At 65.8% G+C, this 430-nt stretch carries 1 protein-coding gene; it reads left to right on the top strand.

Going from position 1 to position 430, the window contains the following annotated elements; all coding sequences use genetic code 11:
• The coding region (locus HWY30_RS40885) for an IclR family transcriptional regulator domain-containing protein (RefSeq protein ID WP_279613346.1) at positions 1–430 on the top strand (430 nt) is incomplete at both ends.

Below are 430 nucleotides of genomic sequence, written 5' to 3'. Positions count from 1 at the left end.
TGCTCGGTCAGCGGTACCTGCATGGGCTTGGTCTGCCGGGTCTGGTGCAGCCGATCCTCGATGAGGTCGCGGGTCAGTGCCGCGAGCTGGTCCGGCTGACGGTGGTCAACGAAGGAACACTCGCGTGGCTGGCAGCGTCCCAGGGCGCGGCACCGGGCCTGATGTATTCGCCGTCCATGCATAGTCCCATCGTCTTGCATGCCACATCGGTTGGCAAGGCGTGGCTGGCTGGAATGCCGAACGACCAGGCGATCGAATACGCCCTGCGTGGTGGACTCGGAAAAGCGTCCGCCGCGGGCGCATGGACGCCGAAGGCCATTACCAGCGTCGAGCAGCTGATTCCGGAGTTGGAGCGGACCAGGCAGCGTGGCTATGGCCTTGTCGTCGAAGAGGCCGAGCCGGGTGTCGTCGCATTGGCGGTGCTGGTGCG

Source organism: Paraburkholderia tuberum STM678 (assembly GCF_902833905.1).
GTDB lineage: Bacteria > Pseudomonadota > Gammaproteobacteria > Burkholderiales > Burkholderiaceae > Paraburkholderia > Paraburkholderia tuberum.
This window is presented reverse-complemented; position numbering and strand designations above follow the sequence as displayed.